This window comes from Anaerostipes sp. 494a, assembly GCF_001940315.1.
Lineage (GTDB): Bacteria > Bacillota > Clostridia > Lachnospirales > Lachnospiraceae > Anaerostipes > Anaerostipes faecalis.
The window spans coordinates 1,634,244-1,658,736 of sequence record NZ_MJIF01000001.1; the positions used below are offsets into that span (position 1 = coordinate 1,634,244).

At 36.6% G+C, this 24,493-nt stretch carries 22 protein-coding genes and 1 riboswitch; of the genes, 21 read left to right on the forward strand and 1 reads right to left on the reverse strand.

From position 1 onward, the window contains the following. Positions 1–30: 30 nt before the first annotated feature. Positions 31–2,679: a carbon-nitrogen hydrolase family protein gene (locus BHF70_RS08260; RefSeq protein WP_242946353.1), complete on the reverse strand. Its 2,649-nt coding sequence runs from the start codon at positions 2,677–2,679 to the stop codon at positions 31–33. Positions 2,680–3,014: 335 nt separating this feature from the next. Between BHF70_RS08260 and BHF70_RS08265 the strand changes: the two genes are divergently transcribed. From BHF70_RS08265 to fucO, 21 genes are all read left to right on the forward strand, one after another. Next, positions 3,015–3,305 carry a DUF6465 family protein gene (locus BHF70_RS08265; RefSeq protein WP_075759774.1) on the forward strand — a complete coding sequence of 97 codons (291 nt, stop codon included), beginning with the start codon at positions 3,015–3,017 and terminating at the stop codon, positions 3,303–3,305. A gap of 169 nt (positions 3,306–3,474) precedes the next feature. After that, positions 3,475–4,140, forward strand: coding sequence for a nitroreductase family protein (locus tag BHF70_RS08270; RefSeq protein ID WP_075759775.1), 666 nt, complete (start codon positions 3,475–3,477; stop codon positions 4,138–4,140). A 358-nt stretch (positions 4,141–4,498) separates the two neighbouring features. After that, a complete protein-coding gene (locus tag BHF70_RS08275) occupies positions 4,499–6,856 on the forward strand; it encodes a glycyl radical protein (protein WP_075759776.1) in 2,358 nt (785 codons plus the stop codon). Then, a complete protein-coding gene (locus BHF70_RS08280; protein ID WP_075759777.1) occupies positions 6,819–7,769 on the forward strand; it encodes a glycyl-radical enzyme activating protein in 951 nt (316 codons plus the stop codon). The genes BHF70_RS08275 and BHF70_RS08280 overlap by 38 nt, the downstream gene beginning before the upstream one ends. 103 nt (positions 7,770–7,872) lie before the next feature. After that, positions 7,873–8,550 carry a fructose-6-phosphate aldolase gene (locus tag BHF70_RS08285; RefSeq protein WP_075759778.1) on the forward strand — a complete coding sequence of 226 codons (678 nt, stop codon included), beginning with the start codon at positions 7,873–7,875 and terminating at the stop codon, positions 8,548–8,550. A 47-nt stretch (positions 8,551–8,597) separates the two neighbouring features. Further along, the gene (locus tag BHF70_RS08290; protein WP_075759779.1) at positions 8,598–9,575 is read left to right on the forward strand and encodes a Gfo/Idh/MocA family protein; all 978 of its coding nucleotides are present in this window, start codon (positions 8,598–8,600) and stop codon (positions 9,573–9,575) included. 214 nt (positions 9,576–9,789) lie between these two features. Next, complete coding sequence (lon, locus tag BHF70_RS08295; RefSeq protein WP_075759780.1) at positions 9,790–12,060, forward strand: endopeptidase La; 2,271 nt, start codon at positions 9,790–9,792, stop codon at positions 12,058–12,060. A gap of 32 nt (positions 12,061–12,092) precedes the next feature. Next, positions 12,093–13,253 carry a glycerate kinase family protein gene (locus BHF70_RS08300; RefSeq protein WP_075759781.1) on the forward strand — a complete coding sequence of 387 codons (1,161 nt, stop codon included), beginning with the start codon at positions 12,093–12,095 and terminating at the stop codon, positions 13,251–13,253. Between the two features lies 1 nt (position 13,254). Beyond that, complete coding sequence (locus tag BHF70_RS08305) at positions 13,255–14,148, forward strand: DMT family transporter (protein ID WP_075759782.1); 894 nt, start codon at positions 13,255–13,257, stop codon at positions 14,146–14,148. A 140-nt stretch (positions 14,149–14,288) separates the two neighbouring features. After that, positions 14,289–14,921 carry a DMT family transporter gene (locus BHF70_RS08310; RefSeq protein WP_143249380.1) on the forward strand — a complete coding sequence of 211 codons (633 nt, stop codon included), beginning with the start codon at positions 14,289–14,291 and terminating at the stop codon, positions 14,919–14,921. Positions 14,922–14,936: 15 nt separating this feature from the next. After that, positions 14,937–15,164, forward strand: a complete 228-nt coding sequence (locus BHF70_RS12370) for an EamA family transporter (protein ID WP_278277222.1) — start codon at positions 14,937–14,939, stop codon at positions 15,162–15,164. Between the two features lie 220 nt (positions 15,165–15,384). After that, positions 15,385–15,825, forward strand: coding sequence for an Hsp20/alpha crystallin family protein (locus BHF70_RS08315; RefSeq protein ID WP_075759783.1), 441 nt, complete (start codon positions 15,385–15,387; stop codon positions 15,823–15,825). A gap of 101 nt (positions 15,826–15,926) precedes the next feature. Then, the gene (locus BHF70_RS08320) at positions 15,927–16,895 is read left to right on the forward strand and encodes a DnaJ C-terminal domain-containing protein (RefSeq protein ID WP_075759784.1); all 969 of its coding nucleotides are present in this window, start codon (positions 15,927–15,929) and stop codon (positions 16,893–16,895) included. Positions 16,896–17,021: 126 nt separating this feature from the next. Beyond that, a complete protein-coding gene (locus tag BHF70_RS08325; RefSeq protein ID WP_075759785.1) occupies positions 17,022–18,470 on the forward strand; it encodes a 4Fe-4S dicluster domain-containing protein in 1,449 nt (482 codons plus the stop codon). Between the two features lie 183 nt (positions 18,471–18,653). After that, the gene (locus BHF70_RS08330) at positions 18,654–19,079 is read left to right on the forward strand and encodes a MarR family winged helix-turn-helix transcriptional regulator (RefSeq protein ID WP_075759786.1); all 426 of its coding nucleotides are present in this window, start codon (positions 18,654–18,656) and stop codon (positions 19,077–19,079) included. An 88-nt stretch (positions 19,080–19,167) separates the two neighbouring features. Then, entirely contained in the window at positions 19,168–19,416 is a 249-nt protein-coding gene (locus tag BHF70_RS08335) for an HAD hydrolase-like protein (protein ID WP_075759787.1), read from the forward strand. 132 nt (positions 19,417–19,548) lie between these two features. After that, positions 19,549–20,094 carry a ferredoxin domain-containing protein gene (locus BHF70_RS08340; protein ID WP_075759788.1) on the forward strand — a complete coding sequence of 182 codons (546 nt, stop codon included), beginning with the start codon at positions 19,549–19,551 and terminating at the stop codon, positions 20,092–20,094. A gap of 44 nt (positions 20,095–20,138) precedes the next feature. Continuing rightward, complete coding sequence (locus BHF70_RS08345; RefSeq protein ID WP_075759789.1) at positions 20,139–21,032, forward strand: PHP domain-containing protein; 894 nt, start codon at positions 20,139–20,141, stop codon at positions 21,030–21,032. A 90-nt stretch (positions 21,033–21,122) separates the two neighbouring features. Beyond that, a riboswitch (Fluoride riboswitch) is annotated at positions 21,123–21,199 on the forward strand. Positions 21,200–21,247: 48 nt separating this feature from the next. Further along, positions 21,248–22,420: a cation:proton antiporter gene (locus BHF70_RS08350; RefSeq protein ID WP_075759790.1), complete on the forward strand. Its 1,173-nt coding sequence runs from the start codon at positions 21,248–21,250 to the stop codon at positions 22,418–22,420. Positions 22,421–22,523: 103 nt separating this feature from the next. Continuing rightward, positions 22,524–23,075 (forward strand): TetR/AcrR family transcriptional regulator C-terminal domain-containing protein, encoded by a 552-nt coding sequence (locus BHF70_RS08355; RefSeq protein ID WP_075759791.1) that lies wholly within the window; start codon positions 22,524–22,526, stop codon positions 23,073–23,075. A gap of 136 nt (positions 23,076–23,211) precedes the next feature. Then, positions 23,212–24,360 carry a lactaldehyde reductase gene (gene fucO, locus BHF70_RS08360; RefSeq protein WP_075759792.1) on the forward strand — a complete coding sequence of 383 codons (1,149 nt, stop codon included), beginning with the start codon at positions 23,212–23,214 and terminating at the stop codon, positions 24,358–24,360. Positions 24,361–24,493: the final 133 nt, after the last annotated feature.

Genomic DNA, 24,493 nt, shown 5'->3' on the forward strand with positions numbered 1-24,493 from the left:
AGTGGGCACTTTCAATCAGAAACATTTTTCTTAATATGCCTTTACCAATTTCGCTTTGGAATATGCTCCATAAACTCTTTGGTTTGTGGAATCATAGTAGTAATAGCGAACTTGTATGTAATATTTGTTTCCTTTCTTTAATCCGGTCTTGGTATATACATTCTTCGCAATACCGGTTGTATTTGTTTTAGCATTTTTCATTTTTGAGTTTGTGGCATAGCGGTATGTAAATCCACGTCTGGATCCATCAGTTTTTGTATATTTTTGTGAGGTGGCAACAAATCCAACGCCTTTTCCGGATTTCCCTTTTACGGAAAGTGATTTTGCCTGTCCTACAGAAAGTTTTACAAATTTAGCAGTTAAAGTAACTTTTTCTTTCACAGATGGGACGGTTGTGATGACTTTGCCATTATATGTCCATCCTGCAAAGATGTAACCTTTCTTACCAGCCGCCTTGTACTGAGCTTTGCTCCATGCAGGCAATTTTGTTCCTGTTTTTACATTTTTCATGACTTTTACAGTTTTTTCGGAAGTTCCTTTAAAGGTTACAGTTACCGTATTTACAGTTTTATTTTCAGACAAATCAATGGTTTCTGGCTGATTGATGGATTCACTGTAGAGACTGGTGTAGCCTGCACGGTAATCTTTTGCCAAATCGTCATACATTCTGGAAAACAGATCTGGGTTAAAGTTGCTGATTCTAAATCCACATCCATTTAAATTCATTGTTGCAACTTCTAATCCTTCTGGACTGGTTTTGCGTTCTTCATATCCTTCAGATTCATATCCAGTACCATTTAAATCAATGGCAGATCCGGTTTCTGTATTAAATCCATGCTGCTGTTTGGTAATGATCAAACTGGTACTATTAAAAATTCCACCAGAATAGGTTCCATCAGATTGTAAGGTTCCATCTGGTCCAAGAAGGTTACATGTAATTGCAGCCATTCCATCACGATCGGTATAAGAACCGATTCTTGTTTCACGGTACCAAGGGTTTCCTGTGGTTGCTGTTGGATGAATGAATAAAGTACAACCCATCGCAGCGTAGTATCTTCCTAATTCAGGATAGAAGTGACCGTCACGACAGATGTCGATACCAACTTTACCCCATTTTGTTTCAAACATCTTCGGATTTTCTCCAGGTACTGACCATTGATCTTCTGCTCCTGCACGATGAATCTTACGATAAGAATCAATAGTTCCATCTGGCATACAGATTGCAGCAGAGTTGTATACTTTTTCAACTCCATTTTCATAAATTGGTCCACTCTTGTCTTTTTCTGTCATTCCAAAAATAATATACATATCATATTTTTGTGCCAATTCAGAGAATTTCTTGGTGGTTGGACCTGGAATCAGTTCCGCAAGTTTCACTTGCATGGCGTCTTCCCCGTCTTTTGGCTTCTGATATTCATAACCTGTTAATACAGTCTCTGGGAATACTAGGATATCTACATCCTGTGCAGCTGCTTCTTCCACATATTTTTTCATATTATTAATATTAGTTTCTTTATCACCCCATACACCTGCCATATTGACAACTGCAGCTTTTGGACCATCAGTTACTTTTGAGGAGTAAGATAAAGAAGCTCCATTGGCTTTCTTTGTTGCCAGTCGTTTGTACAGTGTAGCATACATTTCCGGATTAAAGTCTTTGTTAGAGCAGGTGGAGCCGGTTGCACAGGTGATTTTTTCCATGTTGGTTAGCAGCCCTTCTTTTCCTGTTAAAATATCTGCTTTCTCATTTGCTTTTACTTCTGTATCAGTAGTTCCGGCATAGTAGGTTGGTCCATTGAAGACTGCTTTCAAAATAATACTTCCACCAGGGAAGTTATAATTTTCATTTGGCCCATCTTTTCCAACAAGATTGGAACTTAAGATAGTATAACCTTCTCTAGATGCACCACTTTCCAGACGGTTTTTATAATACCATTCCCATCCCTTATCATTATCAGATCGATAGCTTCTGGAGGTTGCTGTTGGATTTAATAAAATATTGGCACCTTTGGCTGCATAATATCTTCCAAGTTCAGGCGTAGCATAGGTATCATAACAAATGCTTAAACCAATCTTTCCATATTTTCCTGCATCTAAAAGGACAGGTGTTGTACCTGCTTTACACCAGGCTCCTTCTACAGGAGTGATTTTCTGATAAGCAGTTACTTTTCCTTCTGGTGAGCAGGCGAATGCTGAATTGTAGGCATGCTTGGTATCTACGGTTTTGTTATCATTATATACTTTCTGAGTACCACCATAGATGACCCACATGTCATATTTGTCTGATAATGCTGCAATGGTTTTCTGGGTTGGACCATCTAAATCCTCTGCATTTTTGATTGGCATCTGATAAATTTCAGATTCTTCGTTACTGGATGATGCATATCCAGTTACACACATTTCTGGGAAAAGTATAATCTTTGTTCCTTTTTTATGTGCTTCCTCGATATACTCAATCATACTGTTTACATTTGTCTTTTTGTCACCCCATTTGGGTTGGAAATTAACAACTGCTAGTTCATCTTTCACAAAAGTATATTGGTAAGATGGCTGCGTTAATCGTTCTAGTCTGGAATAATCTGTATCTGCAAGTACTGTGGTCACTGACATTACAAAAGTAAGTATCACAGCAAGAGCAAATGATACTGATTTCCGTATCATTTTCTGTGCTTTTTGCAATTTCTTCATCTCCTTTTCATACTTTTCCAAAACAAAAAAAGCCTTACACAGCATTTTCTATGCTCTGTAAAGCTTCTTTGCTTTGTCTGATTGGTTTGTGATGAAACAATGATATGCTTAACTTTTTTTAATGTCAAGCTATCTGAATTATGAGTTTATTTTTTTAATTTGTTTTAAGTTATTTTTTTATTTTAATATGTTTTTTTAATTCTCGCTTTATTTTTTTAATTTTTTGTGTTATTTTCACATGCTTTCGTCTTTTGTATAATTGTTTGACTAACTGGCTCTTTATATGGTAGTATGCATTGTGACATAAATATCATGTGGGAGGGAATATGGCTAATCGAAGAATCACAAAAAAGAAAAATAAGGCATTACAGAAAGCGATTAAAATAAAAGAGATAGGAAAGGTAGAAGAAGAAAATATGAAATCACGTTTTTTTGTACAGTATCAGGGAAATGAATTTGAAGAAAAAGAGATTATAACAAAAATCAAGGAAGTATGGAAAGAAGAAGGAAACAAAGTCAAAGATTTAAAAGAATTGGATATATATGTAAAACCGGAAGAAGGAAAAGCATATTATACAATTAATGGAGAAATTAGGGGAAGTATCGACATTTTTTAATTAGAAGATACTATAGCGTAATAAATATATTCTCTACCGCAAAATCGTTTCAAAGTTTTTGTAAAATTTACAAAGAATGTGCGATTTGATGAATGGGTTACGAGGGGCAAAGTCATTGCTGGCTTTGCCCCTTATTTGGAAAGAAAAGAGTTGTGGAGGTAAAGAAAAAATGGATTTATTAGAAGCAATGAAGAATCGTCATAGTGTACGACAATATAAAAGCAAACCTTTGGAACCAGAGGTTATTTTTGCGCTGAAGAAAGAAGTTAAAGCCTGTAACAGGGAAAGTGGTCTGCACATTCAGCTTGTTACCAATGAACCAAAAGCATTTAATGGTTTTATGGCCCATTATGGAAAATTTAGTGGTGTTACAAATTATTTTGCATTGGTCGGGAAAAAAACAGATGATCTGGAGGAGAAATGTGGTTATTATGGAGAAAGGCTTGTTTTGGCTGCACAGCAATTAGGACTAAATACCTGTTGGGTAGCTCTGACTTATAGTAAGATAAAAAGTGCATTTATCATTGACAGTGGAGAAAAACTCTGTATTGTAATAGCTCTTGGATATGGCGAAAATCAGGGAGTGCCTCATAAATCAAAACCGGCTAGTGCTGTTATGAAAGTGGATGATCAGGTACCGGATTGGTTTCAAAGAGGTATAGAAGCAGCACTGCTTGCACCAACAGCGATAAATCAACAGAAGTTTTCATTTAATCTAAAAGGAGATCAGGTGTTAGCAAAAGCAGGAATAGGACTTTATTCAAAAATAGATCTTGGTATTGCTAAGTATCATTTTGAACTTGGTGCCGGAAAAGATTCTTTTAACTGGGCATAATGAGAGGAATCAATACCTTTTATAGAATTCTTATGTTTGTTTATATTTTATTTATAAAATTTTATATGGAGAAAATTGAATCCATCAAGGAATCAGGTATAATAAAGACATAGTTTTTCATATATATTTTAATCCTCTCTTTTCATTAAAATAGGAATCCCGCAGATGATGCGGGATTTTTTACATTATAGGAAAACAGTTAAAACTGTTGTACATCAGCATGCAAAGCAGACTTGTCTGCTTTGTTTTTTATTATAAAAAAATAATACAAAATAAACAAAAGCAATTGACAGCAAGAAGAAAACTATATAGAATAATAAAAAACAAGAATAAATAATAATTATGAAAGGAGATAAAGTTGAGCGAAGTATATGAAACAGATCGAGTAAGATATTTAAAAGATAAAATGTTGTCAGAGCCAAGATATGCATCCATTGAGCAGGCACTGATCATTACGGATGTATATAAAGCAAATGAGGATAAACCAAGAATTATTCAGAGAGCATTGGCATTGAAGGCAGCTTTGGAACAAATCAAAATTAAGGCAGAACCGGAAGAATTAATTGTTGGTAATCGTACAGCAGGAGTACGTTATGGTGTTGTTTTTCCGGAAAGTGGAAGCACATGGGTTGATAAAGAGTTTGAAACACTTCCAACGAGACCGCAGGATAAATTCAATGTACATGAAGAAGATATTACGACTTTTCGCAAAGTGATCAAGCCTTATTGGGAAGGAAAATCTCTGGAAGATGTTTTAAATCAGAGATATGGAAAAGAGATTAATGAAATTGGGAAAGTAGTAAAGATTAATCAAAAGGATCATGCCCAGGGACATATTTGCCCAAACTGTGTAGAGTGGCTGCAGTTTGGACCAACAGGGTACAGAAGACTGGCAGAAGAAAAGCTTAATACAGTTACAGAAGAATCTCAGAAATTATTTTATAAAGCAGTAGCACTTGTAATGGAAGGTGCATCCAATTTTATGGTTCGCTATTATGATCTTCTTGTAGATATGGCTGACAAAGAGGAGGACGAGAAGAAAAAAGAAGAAATGCTGATAGTAGCTAACAACTGTAAGAATTTAAGTGAAAGACCGGCAGAAACATTTCATGAAGCGGTACAGGCAATCTGGTTTTTATTTGTGATTTTGCAAATGGAGTCCAATGCATCATCATTTTCACCGGGGCGTTTGGACCGACATTTGATCGCTTATTATGAAAAAGATATAAAAGAAGGGCGGCTGAACAAACAGCAAGCGTTGGAGATCATCGAATGTCTGTGGTTAAAGTTTAATGAAATCGTATATATGAGAAATTCCGGAGGAGCAAAGTATTTTGCAGGATTTCCAATTGGATTTAATATTGCAGTAGGTGGACAGGATGAAAATGGAAATGATTATGTCAATGATCTGTCATTTTTATTTTTGGAAGCACAGAAGCATATCGGATTACCTCAGCCAAATCTGTCTGTCAGGCTTCACGAAGGTACAGGAGAAGAACTGTTAAAAGAAGCAGTCCATACGGTTGCCCTGGGAAGTGGTATGCCGCAGTTTTTTAATGATAAGGCGGTTATCCCGTCTATGATGGAATTGGGGATTGAGGAAAAGGATGCACTGGACTATGCCATTGTAGGCTGCGTGGAACTTACCACACAGGGAAATAACCTGGGATGGAGTGATTCTGCAATGTTTAATTTAAATAAAGCTTTAGAGGTAACACTTACCGGTGGAAAATGTCTTTTAACAGGGGAACAGATTGCACCAGATTACGGAAGTCTTCCGGAATATGAGACCTATGAGGATCTGGAACATGCTCTTCAAAAGCAGATTGATTATTTTATGGATAAGATGATCCTTGCATGCGAACAAGTGGAAAAAGCACATATTGATCTGCTTCCATCTCCATTTCTTTCAGCTACCATTTCTGATTGCATGGAAAATGGGGTAGATGTAACTGCAGGTGGAGCAAAATATAACCTATCTGGAATTCAGATGATTCAGATAGCCAATCTGGCAGATAGTCTTGCAGCTATTAAGCAATTAGTATATGAAGAAAAGAGATTTTCCAGAGAAGAAGTATTAGAGGCACTGAAAAAGAATTTTGAAGGTTTTGAATTAATGAGAGCTACAATGCTTCATAAGGTACCGAAATACGGAAATGATAATGACCAGGTAGATGGTCTTGGTGCAAAATGGGCGGATTATTTTAAAAATCGTCTCCGTACATATAAAAATTACCGTGGTGGTCCGTATCACACAGGTATGTATACCGTGTCAGCCCATGTACCAATGGGACAGAATGTAGGGGCGACACCAGATGGACGTTATGCCCTGGAGCCACTAGCAGATGGGGGTATGTCACCGGTATATGGAAGAGATATAAAGGGACCGACTGCAGTGTTAAAATCTGTATCAAAACTGGACAAAAACTGTACCACCAATGGCGGACTTTTAAATATGAAATTCCTTCCGGAATTTTTCGATACAGAAACAGGTGTACAGAAGTTTGCAAACTTCTTACGAAGTTTTGTAGACCTGGAAATTCCACATATTCAGTTTAATGTAGTAAGAAGAGAAGACTTAATTGCAGCAAAGAAAAATCCGGAACAATATCGCAGCCTAACTGTTCGTGTAGCAGGATATACAGCATATTTTACAGAGCTTGCAGGAGACCTGCAGGATGAAATCATTGCAAGAACAAGCTATGGAGATATTTAAAATGGAAGGAACGATATTTGATATCAGGAGATTTTCCACACACGATGGAGATGGTATTCGGACCACTGTGTTTTTCAAGGGATGTCCATTATCCTGTGTCTGGTGCCAGAATCCGGAAGGAATTTCTGCAAAGAGACGGCCGATTTATTTTGAAAATCGCTGCATTCACTGCTGTACCTGTGTTGCCCAGAGCAAAGATGGAGGATGCAGAACTTGTGACGGAAAAATTCAGTTGAATATCCAGGCAGATGAGGATTGGAATCAGTTAATCTACCAATGTCCAACAGGAGCCTTGGAGATGGATTCACAGATATTATCTTTAGATGAAGTAATGGAAGAAATCCGCAAAGACAAAGTATTTTTCCGCCATGGCGGCGGAGTAACCTTGTCTGGAGGGGAACCTCTAATGCAATGGCAATTTGCAGTGGAATTATTAAAGAAATGCCAGGAAGAGGATATACATACAGCAATTGAGACTTCACTTTATGCAAAAACAGAAGTGGTAAAAGGATTAATACCACATCTTAGTATGGCATTTTCAGATTTGAAACTAATGGATGATGAAGCACACAAAAAATATACGGGTGTGTCCAATGAAATCATTAAAAAGAACATGGAAATACTGCTGTCTTCAGAAATCAGGGAGCATGTGATTATCCGGACACCAATGATTCTGGAAATTACCACGAGTAAGGAAAATATTCAGGGAATTGCAGAATTTATCAGCAATATTTATTCAGATGTTTCTTATGAGATTTTAAATTATAATCCCCTTGCAGAAGCCAAATATCATCTTGTCGATAAAGAATACTGCTTTAAGGAAAATCCAAAAATGTACTCTAAGGAACAGATGCAGCAATTTGGTCAATGGGCAAAAGAAGCAGGTGTAAAAAATATTATTATTGAATCATAAGGATAAATGCAAAATAAATAATTGAAGCTATTGAATAATAATAAATAATAATATAAAATAATAAAAAGAAATAAAACGAAGAAAATAACCAGGAGGAACAAGAATGAAATTAATTATCGATGATGCAAATGTAGAAGCAATCAAGGCCCTTTATGAATATTTTCCAGTAGATGGTGTTACAACAAATCCATCAATCTTGGCAAAAAGCGGAAGAAATCCATATGATGTATTATCTGAAATTCGTGAAATCATTGGGGCAGATGCAGAACTGCATGTGCAGGTAATTTCAAAAAAAGCAGAAGGAATGGTTGCAGAAGCAGCAAAAATCAGAGAAAAATTAGGGACTAATACATATATAAAAATTCCTACAACCCGTGAAGGATTAAAAGCCATGAAAGCTTTAAAAGCAGAAGGTGTAAATGTAACTGCAACTGCAATTTATACAGCACAGCAGGCATTTCTGGCAGGAAAAGCAGGTGCAGATTATGCAGCACCATATGTTAACCGTATTGATAATCTGGGAGCAGACGGTGTGGCAACAGCAAAGAAGATCCACGATATCTATAGAAAAAATAATCTTCACACAGAAGTATTAGCTGCAAGTTTCAAAAATACACAGCAGGTGCTGGAACTGGCAGAATATGGTGTAGGTGCAGCAACGGTTGCAGCAGATATCATCGAAGGATTATTAAAAAATGCATGTGTAGATTCTGCAATCGATGCTTTCACAGCAGACTTTGAAAATCTGGTTGGTAAAGGGAAGACAATGGAAAACTGTTAATAGAAGTAGGATACGAAAATGAAATGAGACGGAAGAAGGGTGAAATGATGGTAAATTTTGCAGTAATCGGTACAAATTTTGTAACGGATAGTTTCATTGATGCAGGAAGACAATGTGATGATTTTCATGTGCAGGCAGTTTATTCCAGAACTATGGAAAGAGCAAGGGAATATGCAGATCGATATGAAATTGAAGATTGTTACGATTCTTTAGATGATCTTGCTAAGGCAGAAAATATCGATGCAGTATATGTGGCAAGCCCTAATGCTTTCCATGCAAAACAAAGTATTCAGATGATGAATGCAGGGAAACATGTATTATGTGAAAAGACTATAGCCTCCAATTTGAAGGAATTGAAACAGATGCTGGAGGTGGCAAAAGAAAATCATGTTATTTTACTGGAAGCTATGCGTTCAGCGTTTGACCCTGGTTTCCAGGCAATTCAGGATAATTTAAAGAAACTGGGAAAAATCCGCAGAGCTACATTTCAGTATTGTCAATACTCCAGAAGATACGACAATTATAAAAATGGTATTGTGGAGAATGCTTTTAAACCGGAATTGTCTAATGGTGCTTTGATGGATATCGGTGTTTATTGTGTTCATCCATTGGTTAAGTTGTTTGGAATGCCAAAAGAGATTTCTGCACATTGCCTGAAATTAGATAACGGAGCTGAGGCAGCTGGAACGATTGTAGCTATGTATGAAGATATGCAGGCAGAATTAATGTATGCAAAAATTACAGATGCAATCCTTCCAAGTCAAATTCAGGGAGAAGAAGCTTCTATGATTATTGAGGAAATTCCAGATACTAAAAAGATTAGGATCCGTTATCGTGACAGACATTGGGAAGAAATCGAAATTTCCAAAAAAGAAAATAATATGTATTACGAAATAAAAGAGTTTATAAGATTAATTCAGGAAAAAGGAAGTGCCAGGGAACATAATCAGTATTCTCTGTGGGAGCTGGAAGTTATGGACGAGGCAAGAAAACAGATGGGCATTGTTTTTCCGGCAGATTGTTAAGATAGGAAAGGAAATACCGCATATTATCTTAGAAATAGTTTCTACGAAATGTCATTATAGGAGTGTTATCCAATAGATGAAACATCTATTGGATAACACTCCTTTTTAAAATAGTATTGACAGATTTTAAAATAGGTTTATAATTATTCAAAAACGGATTAGCACTCTATAAAGAAGAGTGCTAACAAAAATATTTGTAAAGGGGGAATATAAGATGATAGTGGTACCTTTTTATAATTTAGTAGTGGTTCCAGAAGTTACCTTCTATTTTCAAGGAGAGTATTTTAAGGAAATTGCGGGACAAGATGCTGAGAAAGGCGATGAAATCCTGTTTCTAATGCTAAAAGAAGACAAACAAAGGGAAGATATGACACCAGAAGATTTTTATCCTATCGGGGTAACAGGTGTTGTTGAAAACCTGGATAAAGATGGTAATATCGGAATTAAAACTCTCGGTCGTGTAGATATTAATAGCGTTGAAGTGGATAAAGATGATATCAAAACAACATTTTCAGATCGTATTATAATAGAAGATATTGATTCCCAGCAGCAGAAAGAACGTTTTGAACAGGTCAAATCTGCTGTTTTGCAGTATATTAATGGATTCCAATGGGGCATCATGGTGAGAAACTATGTTGTACGATGGAAGTCCATGGAAGAAATGATTGCCAATTTATCCAATCATCTGAATATTTCAAATGAAGAAAAATACGAGATTCTTGCAGCAGACAAGATTTCCCAACGGTTTGAATTGATGGAGCAGGTTTTATATGAATTCATCGAGGTCTCTAAAATAGGAGAAGAAGCTAAAAAAGTACAAACGGAAGCCCATGAGAAGGTTTATCGGGAGGAAGCCATCAAAAAACAGATTGAGATTCTGCAGAATGAATTGGATGAAATGCATCCCGAAAATGTATCGGATATTAGAAAATTTGAACAGAAAATAAGAAAATCTCATATGAATGAGATTGCAAAAAATGAATCTGAAAAAGTTCTTAATCGTATGAAACAGGAAGGGAAAGATAGTCATGAATATGGTATGCTGTATGATTATCTGGATTTTGTAACAGGATTATCCTGGGAGAAAGAAACTTTTTCAGATATCAATCTTGTGGAAGCAGAGGAGATTCTTAACCAGGAACATTATGGTCTGAAAAAGGTGAAAGAAAGAATTATACAGCAGATTGCAGTAATGGCGTTAAATAAGCAGCAATCCGGTTCTATCTTATTATTTGTAGGGGCACCAGGTACAGGAAAGACAAGTATAGGTCAAAGTGTTGCCAAGGCATTAAAAAGAGAATATGTAAGAGTCAGTCTTGGTGGTATTCGCGATGAGGCGGAAATTCGTGGACACAGGAGGACTTATGTAGGTGCAATGCCGGGACGTATCATGGATGGAATCAAAAGAAGCGGTGTTTCCAACCCGGTTATGGTTTTAGATGAAGTAGATAAAATGGTAAAAGATTATGGAGGAGATCCTTCCAGTGCATTGCTGGAAGTTCTGGATCCGGAACAGAATAATACATTTACTGATCATTATATGAATGTGCCATATGATTTATCAGATGTACTGTTTATCTGCACAGCAAATTCAATGGATACCATACCGGAACCGTTGCTAAATCGTATGGAAGTGATTCAGTTCCAGGGATATACAGAATCTGAGAAATATCAGATTGCCAAAAAGCATCTGCTTCCAAAAGCAATGAGATCCATGGGAATCAAAGCTGCTAATCTGAAAGTGACAGATGAGGCATTTCACACAATTATTTCTGATTACACCATGGAAGCCGGAGTGCGTGGTTTAAAGAAGCAACTGGATACCCTTTGCCGTGTGGCAGCGGTAAAACTGGTAAAAGGAGAACAGAAATCAGTTACAGTCAGTCCGAAACGTTTGAAGGAATTTTTAAATGAAAAGCCGATATCTCATGATCATGTTCTGGAAAATCCAAAGCCGGGGATTGTTACAGGACTGGCATGGACACAGGCAGGCGGTGATATTTTATTTATTGAAACCATGTTTACCAAGGGAGAAGGAAAAACCATTGTAACGGGACAATTGGGAGATGTGATGAAAGAATCTGTTCAGATTGCCGTAACTTTGGTAAAATATCTGTATCCGGAAAAAGCACAATTGTTTAAGGAAAACGATCTGCATATTCATGTGCCTGCCGGGGCAGTGCCAAAAGATGGACCATCAGCAGGAATTACATTGACAACAGCATTGTCATCTTTGGTAACAGGAACAACAGTCAGTCCTAAACTTGCCATGACAGGTGAAATTTCTTTGCAGGGAATGGTTATGCCGATTGGTGGTTTGCCAGAAAAATTAATGGCAGCAGTCAGAGCAGGAATGGAAAAAGTCCTGATTCCTGTAAAAAATGTGGAAGATCTGGAAGATGTAGCAGAAGAAGTAAAAGAGAAAATAGAAATTGTACCAGTGGAAACAATAGAGCAAGTGTTAAAATATGCAGGATGCAGATAGTGAACCTGGTATTAATGTAGTGGAGTGAAAATATGAAAGTAACCATTGCCATAGATTCTTTAAAAGGCAGTCTTTCTTCTATGGAAGCAGGACATGCTATTGCCGAAGGAATAAAAAAGGTCTGTCCAAAAGCTCAGATCAGCGTTCGTCCGCTGGCTGATGGCGGAGAAGGAACAGTGGAAGCTTTAACCCAGGGTATGGGTGGTGTCCTAAGGGAAGTTCATGTAACAGGTCCTTTAGGGACACCGGTTGATTGTAAGTATGGAATTCTTATGGAGAGTAAAACAGCCATTATTGAAATGGCAGGGGCATCAGGAATTACATTAGTACCCGAAGAAGCAAGAAATCCGCTGAATACTACTACATATGGAGTAGGAGAAGTGATTCTGGATGCCATTGAAAATGGATGCAGGCATTTTATTGTCGGAATAGGAGGAAGTGCTACCAATGACGGTGGTATTGGAATGCTGCAGGCATTGGGATATGGAATGCTTGACAAGGATGGTAATCAGGTAGATTTTGGTGCAAAAGGATTAAAAGAACTGGTGATGATTACAGATGATCATGTGGTGCCAGAGTTAAAAGACTGTACATTTCGAATTGCCTGTGATGTAACCAATCCACTATGTGGGAAAGATGGGTGTAGTGTCGTTTTCGGCCCGCAAAAGGGTGCTGATCAGCATATGATTTCCAAGATGGATCGGTGGTTATCTGATTATGCCAGTCTGGCATGTAAAAAGTATCCAAAGGCTGATCCTGGATATGCCGGAACGGGAGCTGCAGGAGGACTGGGATTTGCATTTTTAACTTTTACCAAGGGTACATTGGAATCAGGAATAAAGATTGTTCTTGAAGAAACAAAACTAGAAAAATTTGTGAAAAATGCAGATGTTATTGTGACCGGAGAAGGACGTTTGGATGGTCAGACAGTTATGGGAAAGGCTCCTGTTGGAGTTGCCGGGATTGCAAAAAAATATAACAAACCAGTCATTGCTTTTGCAGGTGCAGTCACAGAAGATGCGGTAGAGTGTAATCAGGCAGGTATTGATGCATTCTTCCCGATTTTAAGAGAAATTTCAACATTGGAAGAAGCAATGGATTCTTCTAATGCAAAAAGAAATATGATCAATACCAGTGAGCAGGTTTTTCGACTGATCCACTTATCAAAGCAGATGAGAAAGGATTTAGATTAACGTGAAAGACGCAACACAAAAGAAAGGATATCTGCAAGTCTTTCTGGCAGGTATATTATGGGGAACCATTGGCTTATTTGTAACGGATATGAGTCATAATGGAGCATCATCAGCTTTGACCAGTTTTTTAAGAATATTTTTTGCATTTTTGATTTTGTTAGTGATTACTGTTTTTAAATTTGGATGGAAGTCTTTGATTATCCCCAAAAGAGATTTGTTATCATGTGCTCTGCTTGGATTGCTCTGTCAGGGAGTTTATAATATTTTTTACAGTTATGCAGTTGTTATGACAGGAGTAACAATAAGTGCAGTATTACTAAATGTAGCACCGGTGTTTACTGCATTGGTATCTTATGTTTTATTTTCGGAAAAAATCACATGGATTAAAGGGACAGCATTAGTGATTAATGTAATCGGATGCAGTCTTGCGGCAACAGGTGGACATATTTCATCGGGTACTATTTCACTGATAGGGATCCTATTTGGTGTTGCAGCTGGTTTTTGTTATTCTCTGACAGCAATTATTGGAAGAATTGCCGGTTCAAAAATAAATGCATTTGTTGTCAGTACATATAGTTATTTTTTTGCAGCAGTATTTCTGGCGGTTTTTATGAAGCCATGGAATATGTCATTTTATATTGAAAAAGAAGTATGGATCATAGGATTTCTTTATGCACTGATTCCTACAGCAATCGGTTATCTGTTATATTATATGGGGGTACAGAAAATTAGAGAAAGTAGTAAAGTTCCGGTGATTGCATCAGTGGAAACAGTTGTGGCGGCAGTACTTGGTATGCTGGTATATCAGGAACAGATCAGAGGAATGAATTTCTTAGGGATTTTACTGGTTATGGGTTCTGTTGTATTAATGAACCAGCCATTAAAAAGAACATAGGGTAAATTGATTTATTGACATCATATAATTTTCAAAGTATATTAATTAAAAAGCAGACAAAGAAGCCTGAAATAACTTCTTTGCCTGCTTTGTTCTATTTTAGAATTAAAAAATCAAAAAGAATCTGGAGAGGAAGACAAATGAGGAAAAAATATACATATGCAATTATTACAGTTTGCATTTGGTCAACTTTGGCGGCATTGGCTAAGAAACTGTTACTGGATATACCAAATTTAGAAGCACTGTGTATTAGCAGTTTTTTTGCATTTTTATTTTTATTGATGGTAAATATTAAAAGTGGAACAATCAACCAGATGAAAAATTATTCAGTAAAAGAATATGCAACTATGAGTGGATTGGGATTTATTGGATTATTCCTTTATAATGCACTATATTATTATGGATTATCACAGCTAAGTTCTCAGGAAGCATGCATATTAAACTATTTATGGCCTATTATGCTGGTGATATTTTCATGTATCATTTTAAAAGAAAAATTGACAATAATGAAAATCATAGCTATGATTAGCTCTTTTTTGGGGATAGTTATACTTTCTCTGGATAGTGGGAGTCATTCTTCTGGAAATGTATCTTTGGGGATGATCAGCTGTATTGTGGCAGCAGCATGTTATGGATTGTTTTCTGTTTTAAATAAGAAAGCAGACTGTAATCAGAATATTGCCATGATGATAATCTGGCTGATCACAGCGGTCTGTGCACTGGTATTTGGTGCACCAGTGGAAAAGTGGATTCCAATTCAGGGAATACAGTGAATCGGAATTCTATGGATTGGAGTGGTAATAAATGCTGTGGGATATCTTCTTTGGGCACTGGCGCTAAATGGAACTGAAAATACGGCAGCGATTGCTAATCTTGCATATTTCACGCCATTTCTATCATTGATTATTTCTGCTGTTTTTCTTAAGGAAAAAATACATATTCGGACAGTTGTGGCATTGATTTTTATTATTGGAGGAATTTTACTTCAATATGTGTATGACAGAAAAAAGGGATGAATCAACGCTCTGAGATATTTCAAATGTACGGCGTAGGTTAAAAAATTTTTCAAAAAAATTAGCACTCACCTGTTGACAGTGCTAACAATAGGTGTTATATTACATATAGAACAAAGGAAGAGGTAATAAAAGGAACCGAATTCATAGTTCAGGAAACCAGGCACATGAGAACAAACTCATAGTGTTAAACATAGATTGTTAGAAAAAGGAGAGATGACTTATGATGATGCCTAGTATTTTTGGAGGAAACTTATTTAATGACTGGATGGATTTTTCATTTCCTGATTTTGACGAGAAACTTTATGGTAAAAAGACTGCAGCTGTTATGAAAACAGATGTTAAAGAAAAAGACCATGGTTATGAAGTATCTATTGATCTGCCAGGATTCAAAAAAGATGAAGTAAAAGCAGAATTGAAAGATGGATATCTGACAATTTATGCAGCAAAAAATGTAAACAATGATGAGAAAGACAAAGACGGCAAATATATCAGACGTGAACGTTACAGTGGTAATATGAGCAGAAGCTTTTATGTAGGTGAAGAAGTTACGGAAAATGATATTCATGCCAAATTTGAAAATGGTATTCTGATGCTGGATATTCCAAAGAAAGAAGAAACAAAGAAGGCGGAAGAAAAACGATATGTAACTATTGAAGGATAATAACAAATTAAAAATGGTATTTCCCCGGGATGATTCCCGGGGATACTTTTATCTTTTATTACAGGAAACCAAACTGTCAAGGTATATAGGGGGTGGTAACATTGGCAGCAAAGAGAGATTGTTATGATATTCTGGGAATCAGTAAAAATGCGGATGATGCACAGATCAAAAGGGCTTATCGAAAACTTGCGAAAAAGTACCATCCGGATATGAATCCCGGCAATTCTCAGGCAGAACAGAAGTTTAAGGAAGTAACAGAAGCTTATGAGGTTTTAAGTGATCCGAAGAAGAAAAAGTTATACGATCAGTATGGATATGCAGCTTTTGATGGAACAGGCGAAGGAGAGAATCCTTTTAATGGAAATCAGGGAAATTATAGAGAATATCATTTTGAAAGTGGAGACATGGATGATATTTTCGGGGATATTTTTGGAGGAATGTTCGGGAATAAGAAAAAAGCTTCACAAGGATATAGAGGATACGGATTTCATGATGGGTTTGGCGGACAACATTTTCAGCAAAAAGGCTCTGATGCAGAAGCAGAAATATCCATCAGCTTTGATGAAGCGGTTTCAGGTTGTACAAAGACCATACATCTCCAGTCTTCTAATGGAGGTGTTCAGTCTCTTCAGGTTCGGATTCCAGCTGGTATAGATACAGGAAAGAGTATCCGGCTTCGTGGAAAAGGCAATTCGGGCCTTGGCGGTGGCGAGCCTGGGGATCTGTTGCTGAAAGTAACCGTGGGAACCAAACCAGGATATGAGAGAAAGGGAATGGATGTATATACAACAGTCAGCATTCCTTTCACCACAGCAGTATTTGGAGGAGAGGCTGTGGTAGAAACACTCTATGGAAATGTTGTTTGTAAAATCAGGGAAGGAACCCAGTCTGGAACGAAAATCAGACTTCGTGGAAAAGGTATTGTATCTATGAAGAATTCCTCTGTTCGCGGGGATCAGTATGTAACAGTACAGATTCAGGTTCCTACAAATTTAAGCCCGGAAGAGAAACAGAAACTTATAGAATATGACCATATTGTAAAACGAAAAAACAGAAAGCATGCAGTATAAAAAGAGTTAAAAAATCTAAGGATAAATACTACGAAAATAAGCAAATTTGTGTTATAATAAATATGTTAAAAAAATGACAAACAATGGCGGACTGGTAGAAAAAATAAGGAAATGAGGGAAAAGATAATGCTCGCAGACGCAAATTTGTTAAAAATTAAACATGCTGTACTTTATGAAGTTGCCAAACTTGCTTTTGAAGGTACACTGGAAGAGAACAGAGATAATATTGCCATGGAATTAATTCCTGGTCCAACACCACAATTTAGGTGTTGTATTTACAAAGAACGAGAGATTATTCGTCAGAGAGTTCGTTTAGCAGAAGGAAAAGCTCCAGGAGTGAAAGATGATGGAAATGTCATTCAGGTTATTTCATCTGCATGTGCAGACTGTCCGATTTCCAGTTATGTTGTTACGGAAAACTGTCAGAATTGTATCGGAAAAGCATGTATCAACGCATGTAAGTTTAGTGCTATTGAGAGCGGAAGAAAACGTTCACATATTGATCCATCAAAATGTAAAGAATGTGGACAGTGCGCTAAAGCATGTCCGTATAATGCTATTGCATATCTGCAAAGACCTTGTAAATTCAGCTGTCCGGTAGATGCCATTACATATGATGAACATGGTATTTCCATAATTAATGAAGAGAAATGTATCCGTTGCGGACAATGTATTCATAGCTGTCCGTTTGGTGCTATTGGTTCTAAAACATTCATTGTAGATGTAGTTGAAGCACTGAAGTCAGACAAAAAGGTTTATGCAATGGTTGCACCTGCTACAGAAGGACAGTTTGGCGAAAAAATTACAATGAGCAGCTGGAAGAATGCAATGAAAGAAGTAGGATTTGATGGATTCTTCGAAGTAGGGCTTGGCGGTGATATGACAGCAGCCTATGAATCTGAAGAATGGGCGGAAGCATATAAAGAAGGTAAGAAGATGACAACCTCCTGCTGTCCTGCTTTTGTTAATATGATTCATAAGCATTTTCCAGAATTAAAAGATCAGATTTCCACAACAGTTTCTCCGATGTGTGCAGTATCAAGACTGATCAAAGCAAAGGATCCTGATGCAGTAACTGTATTTATTGGGCCATGTCTTGGAAAGAAATCTGAAGTTGTAGATCAGAAGATTGAAGGAAATGCAGATTATGTATTAACCTACAGTGAAATTCGTGCCATTATGAAGGCAAAAGAAGTTGTTTTAAAACCGGCAGAAAATGATTATCAGGAATCTTCTGTTTATGGTAAAAAGTTTGCGACTTCTGGAGGAGTTACAGAAGCTGTAATTCAGAGTCTGAAAGAATCTGAAGAGGAGATTGATGCAAAGGTTTGTAAGGCAAACGGAGCAGCAGAATGTAAGAAGGCATTGTTGTTCCTGAAAGCTGGAAGATTACCGGAAGACTTTATTGAAGGTATGGTATGCGAAGGTGGATGTGTCAATGGACCAAGTTCATTTAACAAGCCAAATGTCAGCAAAAAGAGCAGAAATGCATTATTGAGTCAGGCAGATAAAAGAGAAATTCATGAAAATCTGAAGAATTATGATATGGATTCATTCTCTATGCATCGTGAATAAAATTTTATAGACGAATATCCTGCAGATAAATTTCTGCAGGATATTTTTATTACATAGGAAATTCCTTTGAATTTCCTATGTAATAAAAAATGTTCCGCGCGGATGTGCAAAAGAAAACAATTATTGACAAAATAAAGAAAAACACTTATAGTGTATATACACGAAAAGTAATAAGAGGTATATATGACACAAGTTAAAAGAAAAAAAAGCAGTTGTTATTGTATTAATTTAAGACAGGCAGCAAAGGTCATCTCAAACTTATATGATGATGCACTGAAATCGGTTGGGATTTCTGTGACCCAGTATTCATTATTGAGCAGTCTTGGGCATATGGAAAACTGTAATGTTAGTGATTTAGCGAAATATGTAGGACTGGAAAGGACAACTTTAGTGCGTACATTAAAACCTTTGACAGCAAAAGGCTTGGTGGTGGACGTATCAGAACCGGGAGAGCGGGATCGAAGATTGCGTCTTACCAATCAGGGAAAAACTGTTATTCGGAAAGCAAAAGAGTTGTGGAGTGAATCACAAAGGGAAATAGAACGTCGTATAGGGAAAGAGGATGCAGCGAAATTAGAAGAAATATTACTTCGACTTTTGGAGCAATAATTATATATAATCTATCAGCGGAAAATCCCGCAAAGCGGGATTTTTTTCTTAAAGAAATATGTGTATATACACGAAAAAGGAGGAAGCGATGAAAAAAGCAGTTATTTTTGACATGGATGGAGTAATCTCTGATTCTGAATATATAAATATTTTGGCAAAGCATAAATTATTGCAGAGCTTGGGAATCGAAGTTGATTGGCATTATCATGATCAATTTCTTGGAACGACTTATGAATTTATGTGGGAAAAGATGAAAGAAGAATTTCATTTACCAGAAGATGTCTCCTATTATGTTGAGACAGCAGAAAAGAAAAGCCAGATTCAGAAATTTTTTTAAAGGCAGCATCAATGCTTAAGGAAAAGCCAGAAGCTTTAAAACAGGATTTAACTCTGGCAGATCTTGTTGTATCGGATTTTGATACATTGACAATAGAGCAATTAATGGAAGATTAAAAGGAGGAAAAGTGTTATGATTTATAAAGAAAAACAAATGGAAGAACAGGCGGTTTTGCAAACAGCAGCCAGAATGTGTGCAGCGGCGAGAACAGCTCCAAAAACCAAAGGAATTGATGATATTCAGACGATGGTTCTTACTGGAGAAGATAAAGACCGGTTAGCGGACGAAATGGAAAAAATCGGGCAACGGGATTTTGGAGAAAAGGCAGAGGACTGGTATATAAGAGATGCACGCAATGTAAAAGCGGCAGATGCCATTATATTAATCGGAGTAAAACGTACATATCGAGGAGTACAGAAATGCGGATTCTGTGGATTTAAAGATTGCGGTGAGTGTAGAGCTAAAAATGGAAGATGTGCATTCCAGTTTGTAGATCTGGGAATTGCACTTTCGTCTGCGGTGGCAGTGGCGGCGGATGCAAGAGTAGACAATCGAATTATGTTTTCAGCAGGAAAGGCAGCAATGGAAATGTTTGACACATCAGATGATGTAATATGGCAGGGAATCCCGATCAGTGTGTCTGGAAAAAATGTTTTCTTTGACCGGAAGAAAAAATAAAAAACTGGAGCAAATTACATAAACAAAGAGGAAAGGTGTGAAAAATGAAAAATTACATTGATTTGCATATGCATAGTATATATAGTGATGATGGAGAATATATGCCGTCCAGACTGGTAGAAATGTGTGCAGAGAAGGGAATTCAGATTATGGCAATTGCTGATCATAATAAGGTCGATGCAATTACTGAAGCGAAACAAAGAGCGAAAGAATTGGGAATTCAGTACATTCCGGCGATTGAAATTGATTGTACATATCAGGATATTAATCTGCATGTAGTTGGATATGGAATTAATGATAAAGCTCCAGAATTTACAGTTTTGGGTGAATCTGTTCTAAACCAGGAGCTGGAACTTTCCATGAAAAAAATTGAATTAACAAAGCAGCTTGGTTTTCAGGTATCCAAAGAAGAATTAGATCAGTTATCTGACAATGGGGTGTATACAGGAGAGATGTTTGGAGAAATAATTTTAGCAAAAGAGGAATATGAGAAACATCCATTATTAACACCATATCGAAAAGGCGGAGATAGAAGTGACAATCCATATGTAAATTTCTACTGGGATTTTTATGCACAAGGGAAACCATGCTATACGAAAGTAATTTATCCATCTCTTGCGGAAATAGTAGATTTGATACACAGAAACGGAGGGAAAGCAGTACTGGCACATCCGGGAGAAAATTTAAAAGGAAGATTTGAAATTTTTGATGAAATGATGGAGGCTGTAAAATTCGATGGAGTTGAGGCATTCAGTAACTATCATGATGCGGAAACAGTGGATTATTTTTATAAAAAAGGGCAGGAGTATGGAATCATGACAACTTGTGGAAGTGACTTTCATGGAAAAACCAAACCTGCAATTCAACTGGGTGAATCTCATTGTCAATATGATCAGAAATTTATAGAAAAAGCATTAGGAGAAAATGGTCTAATTTAATTGGAGCTTTTGTAATCGAATGATAGAAAGATATGCTTATAATATTCAGAGGGATGATGATTATTGAAAAATGGTATAGATTGTGTTAGGATTATACATGGGAATGAAGTACTCCCTTAGTATTTATACTTAAACCGCTTATTAGAGCTGATGACTTCTGCAATTATAATACGCAGAAGCTATCGGCTTTTTCTGCGTAAAAAGGAGATTTTTTTATGTTATTAAGTGTTGCATTAATTTTAAGTTTAGGCATGATTTTAGGATGGTTATGCCAGAAATGTAAATTACCTAGTTTGTTGGGAATGCTGATTACAGGTATTATATTGGGACCATATGTTTTGAATCTGATTGATCCCAGCATACTTTCCATCTCATCTGAACTTCGTAAAATAGCATTGATAATTATATTGACCAGGGCGGGATTAAACCTTGATATTTCCGGACTAAAAAAAATAGGGAGACCAGCAGTTCTTATGTGTTTTGTTCCTGCAAGTTTTGAGTTGCTAGGAATTATTCTATTAGCACCAAAAATATTGGGAATTAGTGTGTTGGAGTCTGCAATTTTAGGTTCTGTTTTGGCTGCTGTTTCTCCAGCAGTAGTAGTTCCACGTATGGTCAAATTAATAGAGGAAGAATATGGAACAAAAAAAGGCATTCCGCAGTTGATTTTAGCTGGAGCTTCTGTTGATGATGTATATGTAATTGTGTTGTTTACAACATTTATAGGTATCATACAAGGAAAAGGAATATCTGTAATAAGTTTCATAAATATTCCAATATCTATAACACTTGGAGTACTAATTGGAGTGGGACTTGGATATATCCTGTCAAAATATTTTGAAAAGGTGCATATAAGAGATACAACGAAAGTATTACTCATTCTTTCTGTTTCATTTATGCTGGTAACAGCAGAAGATACATTAAATACAAACATTACATTTGCAGCGTTGATAGCTATTATGTTTATAGGTGTTGCAATACAAAAATTTCGTGAGCCTGTTGCAAAAAGATTATCCGCAAAATACAATAAATTATGGGTTGCAGCAGAGATATTTCTGTTTGTTTTAGTTGGGGCAACAGTAAATATAGGATATCTTAAAAATGTGGGAAGTAATGCATTGATTGTTATTGCAGGAGCATTGGTCCTTAGGATGGCAGGTGTATTCGTGTGTCTGTTAGGAACAAAACTAAATTGGAAAGAGAGAATGTTTACAATGCTGGCATATACACCCAAAGCAACTGTTCAAGCTGCAATCGGAGGTATTCCGCTTAGTATAGGACTTTCATGCGGAGATATGGTTTTAACAGTTGCTGTTCTTGTCATTGTGTTAACAGCACCATTAGGGGCATTTGCAATAGATTTTAGTTACAAAAAGTTATTAGAATAAACAAGAAGGATGGTTCCATCAGAAAATTTAATAGTTCAAATAATGCAAATTCTGATATAATATTTTCTGAAAGAAGAATCACAGGAAAGGAAGGGCGGTTTCAATGGATGCGTCAGAGAAGATGAAATATAAACTGGCAGAAGCAATGAAAGAGTTGTTAGATCATTATCCGGTAGAAAAGATTACAGTAACACAGATTGTAGATCAGTGTGGAGTGACACGCCCTACATTTTACCGCCATTTTAAGGATAAGTACGATTTGGTAAACTGGCATTTTGATAAACTTGTTCAGAAATCTTTTCAGGAAATGGGGGGAAGTCTGAATCTGAGGGAAGGTTTAAGAAAAAAATTTGAGTTTATTAAACGTGAAGGAAAATTTTTTCCGGCAGCATTTACCTGTGATAGTCAAAATTGTTTGAAAGAATATGATTATGAATGGTTTTATCAGTTTTATCGGGGTATGGTTCATGAGAAAGGTGTGAAGGATATTCCAGATGATATAGAATTTCTGCTGAGGATGTATTGTCGCGGATCTGTACATATGACTGCTGAATGGGCGACCACAGGGATGAAGGTTCCTCCGGAAGAGATGGCAGATCGTTTAATGGCAGCTTTACCTCCAATGTTATATGATTTACTTGAGAATAGCAGATAGGAAATGTTGAAATGTTACACTTTTTTCGAAGTGTAACATTTTTTACATTCTAAGGAAAATGTAACTTGTATTAAAATTTGTACAATATTAAAATGAAGATAGTTAAAAAAATATCAATATAAAAGGAGCGTGTATTATGGTAAATCGTATTATTTTAAACGAAACATCTTATCATGGAGCGGGAGCAATTAAAGAAATTGCAACAGAAGCAAAAGCAAGAGGATTTAAAAAAGCTTTTGTTTGTTCTGATCCGGATCTTGTAAAATTTGGTGTTACAAAAAAGGTGACAGATGTTTTAGATGAAGCTGGATTAGACTATGAAATTTATTCTGAGATTAAACCAAATCCAACTATTGAAAATGTACAGAATGGTGTTGCAGCATTTAAGAAAGCCCAGGCTGATTATCTGGTAGCTATCGGTGGAGGATCTTCCATGGATACTGCCAAAGCTGTTGGTATTATTATTAACAATCCGGAATTTGAAGATGTGAGAAGTCTGGAAGGCGTTGCACCTACAAAAAAACCTAGCGTACCAATCATTGCAGTACCAACAACTGCAGGAACAGCAGCTGAAGTAACTATCAATTATGTTATTACAGACGTTGAGAAAAAACGTAAATTTGTGTGTGTAGACCCTCATGATATTCCTGTTATTGCAATTATTGATCCGGATATGATGTCTTCTATGCCAAAAGGATTAACAGCAGCAACCGGAATGGATGCATTGACACATGCAATTGAAGGATTCACAACAAAAGGTGCATGGGAAATGACAGATATGTTCCACTTAAAAGCAATCGAAATCATCTCCAATAGTTTAAGAGGTGCTGTAGATAATACTCCAGAAGGAAGAGAAGGAATGGCTCTTGGACAGTATATTGCAGGAATGGGATTCTCAAACGTAGGTCTTGGAATCGTACATTCTATGGCACATGCATTAGGAGCAGTTTATGATACACCACATGGTGTAGGAAACGCAATTCTCCTTCCGACAATTATGGAATTTAATGCTGATGCAACAGGTGATAAATATAAATATATTGCTAAAGCAATGGGTGTTGAAGGGGTAGAAGATATGACTCAGGAAGAATACAGAAAAGCAGCTGTAGATGCTGTAAAACAGCTGTCTGCTGATGTAGGAATTCCTGCTGATCTGAAAGAAATCGTAAAAGAAGAGGATATCCAGTTCCTGGCTGAGTCTGCTGTTGCAGATGCATGTGCACCTGGAAATCCAAAGGATGCTTCGCTGGAAGATATTATTGCACTCTATAAATCTTTATTATAATTTAAAATATTTTTAAATCAAAGGTTCCTTATGTGATTTATATGTAAGGAGCCTTTTTCTATACAAAAAAAATATAAGGAAAATGAGATTTTCCTGTACTTCAATTTGTATATTATATATAAAGAAAAACAGG